The 6,092-nt window shown below is 46.5% G+C and carries 7 protein-coding genes; 5 read left to right on the top strand and 2 right to left on the bottom strand.

Features of this window, described 5'->3' with window-relative positions:
- Positions 1–115: 115 nt before the first annotated feature.
- From rpsN to ACWPAB_RS12645, 5 genes are all read left to right on the top strand, one after another.
- A complete protein-coding gene (gene rpsN / locus ACWPAB_RS12665) occupies positions 116–385 on the top strand; it encodes a 30S ribosomal protein S14 (RefSeq protein WP_003567416.1) in 270 nt (89 codons plus the stop codon).
- A 200-nt stretch (positions 386–585) separates the two neighbouring features.
- The gene (aldA, locus tag ACWPAB_RS12660; RefSeq protein WP_016380869.1) at positions 586–2,052 is read left to right on the top strand and encodes an aldehyde dehydrogenase; all 1,467 of its coding nucleotides are present in this window, start codon (positions 586–588) and stop codon (positions 2,050–2,052) included.
- Between the two features lie 275 nt (positions 2,053–2,327).
- On the top strand, positions 2,328–3,071 hold the full coding sequence (locus tag ACWPAB_RS12655; RefSeq protein ID WP_003567413.1) for a metal ABC transporter ATP-binding protein: 744 nt from the start codon (positions 2,328–2,330) through the stop codon (positions 3,069–3,071).
- Positions 3,068–3,964 (top strand): metal ABC transporter permease, encoded by an 897-nt coding sequence (locus tag ACWPAB_RS12650; RefSeq protein WP_003567411.1) that lies wholly within the window; start codon positions 3,068–3,070, stop codon positions 3,962–3,964. The genes ACWPAB_RS12655 and ACWPAB_RS12650 overlap by 4 nt, the downstream gene beginning before the upstream one ends.
- Positions 3,961–4,902: a metal ABC transporter solute-binding protein, Zn/Mn family gene (locus tag ACWPAB_RS12645; protein WP_003567408.1), complete on the top strand. Its 942-nt coding sequence runs from the start codon at positions 3,961–3,963 to the stop codon at positions 4,900–4,902. The genes ACWPAB_RS12650 and ACWPAB_RS12645 overlap by 4 nt, the downstream gene beginning before the upstream one ends.
- Before the next feature lie 120 nt (positions 4,903–5,022).
- Here ACWPAB_RS12645 and ACWPAB_RS12640 read toward each other — a convergent pair whose 3' ends face one another.
- Positions 5,023–5,355 (bottom strand): ArsR/SmtB family transcription factor, encoded by a 333-nt coding sequence (locus tag ACWPAB_RS12640; RefSeq protein ID WP_003567405.1) that lies wholly within the window; start codon positions 5,353–5,355, stop codon positions 5,023–5,025.
- Positions 5,356–5,375: 20 nt separating this feature from the next.
- Positions 5,376–6,014, bottom strand: coding sequence for a cation transporter (locus ACWPAB_RS12635; protein WP_003567403.1), 639 nt, complete (start codon positions 6,012–6,014; stop codon positions 5,376–5,378).
- Between the last annotated feature and the right edge of the window lie 78 nt (positions 6,015–6,092).

The following is a 6,092-nucleotide window of genomic DNA, read 5'->3' as shown; positions in this document are numbered from 1 at the left end:
AAGCGTAAGCAACAGAAAAATCGGTAATGTATCAATAATTGGTGGTCATTTGAATACTTTGAGTGACTCGTTTGCGGGAGATTAAAGACCATCAGTGAAGGAAAGAGGCATTCTTTTGGCAAAAAAATCTAAAATTGCAAAAGCAAAACGACAAGAAAAACTTGTTCAACAATACGCGGCAAAACGCGCTGCATTAAAAGCGAAAGGTGACTATATTGGTCTAAGCAAACTCCCACGTGATTCAAGCCCAGTTCGGTTACATCATCGTGACGTTTTGGATGGGCGACCACATGCTTATATGCGGAAGTTTGGCATGTCCCGGCTTAATTTCCGTGAACTCGCCCATAAAGGTCAAATTCCTGGGGTGCGGAAAGCCAGTTGGTGAAACCTGAAGCCACCGGCGATGAATTCGTTTTGTGTTTTTTATTTCCTCATGTTTGCTAACTCACAAGCAATTATCATGTCTTTTGCCTGAATATGACGTTATACTTAAGATGTATTAAGTTAACGCTTACATAACATGAGCAAAGTGGCTTTGCTGATGTTCGTCGGACAGAAAAGACGTTTGCAAGGAGGAAAAACACAATGGCTGAATTGCAGTCAACGCACTATCAGATGTATATCAATGGCAAGTTCATGGATTCGGCATCAGGCGATGTTGAAACCGTGATCGATCCTTCCACAGGCAAGAAATTGTGGACGGCACCGGCAGCGACAATTGAGGAAGCCCGCGCAGCCGTGGATGCTGCTTGGGCGGCTAAGAATGCTTGGCGGCGCGTGCCTGCTCCAACGCGCGGTGCGTACTTGCGCAAGCTTGCTACTTTAGTGCGTGAGCGTGAAGATGAACTGGTGAAGATTTTGATGTTAGAGCAAGGAAAAATTCATGCCTTAGCGAAAACCGAAATTGAGTTTTCGGCGGATTATTTTGACTACATGGCCAACGCCGCACGCGTTTATTCCGGCGATGTGATGCAATCTGACAATGAAAACGAAAATATTATCATTGCCCGTCAGCCAATCGGTGTTGCGGTTGGTATTATTGCTTGGAACTTCCCGTTCTTCCTGATTGCTCGGAAAATGGGGCCAGCTTTGGTAACCGGCAATACCATCGTGATCAAACCAAGTTCGGACACCCCAGGACTGGCGTTGGCATTTGCAAAACTGGTTGATGAAGTCGGTTTGCCGGCAGGGGTAGCCAACTTTGTGAGTGGTCGCGGGTCCATCATTGGGGATGATTTGGCGAAGAACCCCAAAGTCGGCATTATCAGCCTGACTGGATCCACCGCGTCCGGTAAGAAGGTCATGGCAGCTGCGGCGAATCATGTGGCAAAGATGTCATTGGAACTTGGTGGGAAGGCACCGGCAATTGTTGCTAAGGATGCTGATATCGATTTAGCTGTGCAGGCCATTTTTGACTCGCGAATTGATAACAATGGGCAAATTTGTAACAACGCTGAACGGATTTATGTGCAAGAAGATGTTGCGGATGAGTTTATTAAGAAAATGACGGCCAAGATGGCGGCGGTGAAAGTCGGTAATCCGAACACTGATCCAGATGCCGAAATGGGTCCGTTGATCAATCAAGGCGCCCTTGATAAAGTGGACGGTTTGGTTCAGCGAGCGGTTGAAGCAGGCGGCCAGATTCAAACAGGTGGTCACCCAGCTGACATTGACGGTGGTTTCTTCTACGAACCAACTGTGATTACCAATGTCGCGCAGGATTCAGAGATTGTGCAAAATGAGATCTTCGGACCGGTGTTACCGATTTTGACATTCAAGAGCATTCCAGAAGCAATCGAAATGGCGAATGACACGGTATATGGCCTGACCAGCTCCGTTTATACGCGTGATCTGGAAACTGCTTCGTATGTTGCTAACGAGATTGAGTTTGGCGAGACCTACATTAACCGATTCAACTTTGAAGGCATCCAAGGCTTCCATGCTGGTTGGAAACAATCTGGTGTCGGAGGCGCCGATGGTATTCACGGTGTTGAAGAATTTACCAACACACATGTCATTTATTTACAGCGTCACCCAGAAAACTTAAAATAACTAGGCGATAACCAGAGGGCCATGAGCGAGCATTTATCTCGATCATGGTTCTCTTTTTTGATGATGTTCAGCGTTTATTAATGAATGCGATTACATACTTTTATCTACGGCAGTTGTCGAGAAGTAAGCCATTTAAGCATTAGATTCGTGATAGTCACTGGTTCATGTTCTTTAGCTTTTTTAAGTTCGCCTTAAAAAACACTTGATAGCATTTGAGATTTTCTGTAAGCTTAAGATGAAAGCAAATTAGGTCACCCTAAAAATTGGAGGCTCTTATGTTAACAGTTAAGGACCTGACCGTTGCCTACGCTGACACACCGGTGTTTGCTGATGTTGCCGTTCATTTTAACGCAGGTAAGATCACCGGAATCATTGGGCCTAACGGAGCAGGTAAATCGACCTTGATCAAAGCTATTTTGGGATTGATCAAGGTACAATCAGGAACGGTCGACTTTTCCGGCCGGACACTCAAAGAGGTACAGCAGTCAATCGCTTATGTCGAGCAACGTAAAGATCTTGATCTGACGTTTCCGATCAATGTTCAAGATCTTGTGCTGACTGGGACATATGGCCGATTGGGCTTACTGAAAAGTCCTGGCAAAAAGGAACGACAGGCGGCGCTTGACGCCCTGACCCAAGTCGGTCTTGAGGATTTTAAGAAACGTCAGATCAGCCAGTTATCAGGTGGTCAATTGCAACGCGTTTTCGTTGCGCGGGCGATTGTGCAACATGCAGAAATTATCATCATGGACGAACCGTTTGTGGGGATCGACATGAAAAGTGAACAAGAGATCATGACGATTTTGAATCAGTGGCGCGATGCCGGTAAAACGCTGATTGTGGTCCATCATGATCTGAATAAAGTTTCAAAATATTTTGACGAACTTGTGGTCATGAACCACGGTATTGTTGCGGAAGGACCGGTCAAGGAAGTTTACACCGCCCAAAATATCGAACGGGCATTTTCAGCCGACCTGTCGTCCGTCTTGTTTACGGCAAAGGAGGGTGCGCGCGTATGACATCAATAATGGAATTCTTTACCGCTTTGGGAAAATATGATTTCCTGCAAAGTGCGTTGATCACCGCCATCATGGTTGGTATCATGTCAGGCTTGATCGGAAGTTTCATCATTTTACGCGGCATGTCGCTGATGGGGGATGCGATTTCCCATGCGGTCCTGCCCGGGGTAGCCGTTGCTTATATGCTCGGTATTAACGTCATGATCGGGGCATCGGTTTTCGGAATTATTGCGGCTTTGCTGATCGGATTTGTGGCAGCCAACAGTAAAATCAAAACCGACACATCTATCGGGGTCGTGTTCAGTGCGTTCTATGCCTTGGGTTTTATTCTGATTTCAATGGCTGAAAGTGCGACTAACTTGCACCATATTCTGTTCGGTAACATTTTAGCCGTCAGCGACAGCGACATTGTCACCACCGCTGTCGTGTTGGGAATTGTGATCCTGTTCGTGGTTCTGTTCTATAAGGAACTGCTGATCACCTCGTTTGATAATACGTTTGCGAAAACGTATGGCTTGAATACCACCATGATTCACTATGCTTTGATGCTGGTGTTGACGCTTGTCACCGTTTCAGCCTTGCAGACAGTTGGGATCATTCTAGTTGTGGCGATGCTGATTACGCCAGCAGCAACTGCCTTCTTGTGGACGGATCGGTTAGAAACGATGTTGATCACGTCCGCTAGCGTAGGCGTTTTCTCGGCCATCACCGGACTTTACTTCAGTTTCACCTTTAACTGGGCATCCGGGCCGGCCATTGTGCTCGTAGCTGCGGTCCTGTTCGCCATTTCCTTCGTCTTCTCACCGAAGCAGGCGTTCTTCAGTTTCAGTAAAAAACAACGAGAAAAGAAAACCGCTGCTGCTACTCACACTGCCGAGGAGGCTGTTCGATGAAAAAGATTCTAATCAGTGTTGTTGCTGTTTTAACCATGGTTGCAGGGGTTTTCTGGTTTGTAAACAACCGCAGTACGACTCAGAAAGATTCAGCAAGTACTAACCAACAATTACGTGTCGTCACCACCAACTCGATTCTTGAAGACATGGTGCACAATGTCGGCGGTGATCGCATTGAACTCTATAGTATCGTCAAGCGCGGCACCGACCCGCACGAATATGAACCGCGACCGACCGACGTTGCTGCCACTAGTGAAGCCGATGTTGTCTTCCACAATGGCCTCAACCTTGAAACTGGCGGAAATGGTTGGTTCAAAAAGTTAGTTCAAACATCGCATAAAGCTTTTAACAAAGACGTTTTTGCTGCCAGTGACGGGGTTAATCCGATGTACCTGACGACCAATACGAAGGAACAAGACCCGCACGCTTGGCTTGATCTGGCCAACGGGATTCAATACGTGAAAACCATCACCAAGGTGTTGAAGCAAAAAGATGCCAAGAATGCCAATTATTACCAGATGAATGCAGATCAATACGTTGCTAAGTTGCAAAAACTGCATCAAACCGCCCAATCTCAGTTCCTTGATATTCCGGAACGCCAGCGGTTGCTCGTTACATCAGAAGGCGCCTTCAAGTATTTCTCTAAGGCTTATCACGTCACCCCGGCCTACATCTGGGAAATTAACACCGAAGCCCAAGGTACGCCTGAGCAGATGCAGACGGTTTTAGCAAAAATTCGCGCCTCCGATGTTAAGCATTTGTTTGTCGAAAGTTCTGTTTCACCGAAGTCCATGAACAAAGTTGCTAAAGAAACCGGCTTATCGATTCACGCCAAAATCTTTACTGACTCTTTGGCAGCAAAAGGCACCAAAGGCGATACGTACTACAGCATGATGAAATGGAACCTAGATAAGATTCACGACGGTTTGGCGGAATAATCGCGACCAAGACGCTCGTTTGAACCATTAAAAAAAACGTTACCTTTGCCGAAAATGGTAAAGGTAACGTTTTTTTATGGCTGACTCGTAGCCTTCTCCGACTGCAAACCCATTGTTGCATTATTCGCCGTGTCGCTTGCCGCGAGCCACGTGGTCGGCATGGGCGAGCATAGCATCGATGACGGTGATGATATGCGGATCATCGAGGCGGTAGAAATTGGCTTTACCCACCCGTTTGGCGCTCACCAGCTGGTGCTTTCGCAACAAAGCAAGTTGGTGGGAAACAACCGACTGTTCCAAACCTAACAAGTCACCAATGGTACCGACATTCAGTTCCCGTTGTTCGAGCAGTTTTAACATCTGTAGGCGAATCGGATTGCTCAATAACTTAAAAATGCGTTCCGCCTCAGTCAATTTAGCTGTCGTGACCAGTTCTAAAGTGTCTGTGTCCATGTGACCGAAACCTCCATTAGTTAAGCGTCATCACCGTGTCCCAATCCCGTTTGCAACGCTTCCCAGCCCTCACTAGCCACAAAATAAACCAAGACTAAAGCAGCGACAGAATCCGCCCACCACCAGTTAAACAACCAAGTCAGCAAACTGCCAAGCAGAACAGTCGCGGCCATATAAGCACAGGTGATGTTGCACATGCCATCTTCAATCAGCGCGGGAGAGGTTAACTTTTCTCCCAAGTGCCGCTTTTTAATGGTCAAAACAGGCATCAGGAACACGGAAGCAATTGCGATTGCCATGCCGCTGTAACTTGTATCAGCTGCGGCATGTGTAACCAAATTATAGCCGGAAACGCCAATGACATAAAGACTGAGTAATAATAAAACACTGCCGACAATGAGACTGGAACGTTGCTCTGCTTGAGCAACCTCCGCAGATGGCGCACCATTGGCTTCTTTTTTAAGACGCCAAATGAGGGCACTGCCAGAAATAATTTCAAGAAAACTATCGAGGCCAAACGCAATTAAGAGAATGGAACCTGCTTGCATACCGGACCAAAAACCGACTATGAACTCAAATGCCATCCATGCCGTTGAAAAATATTCAACCCGTAAGGCTGACGTCATGGTTTGTTTCTGCGTCATTGACAGTTGCTGCATTAAACGACCCTCTTTCATGTGACTGTTCATCTAAGTACAGACACATGATATATTCAACATATGTATATGTCAACATAT

The sequence above is a fragment of the Lacticaseibacillus sp. 30 genome, from assembly GCF_053819265.1.
This window is presented reverse-complemented; position numbering and strand designations above follow the sequence as displayed.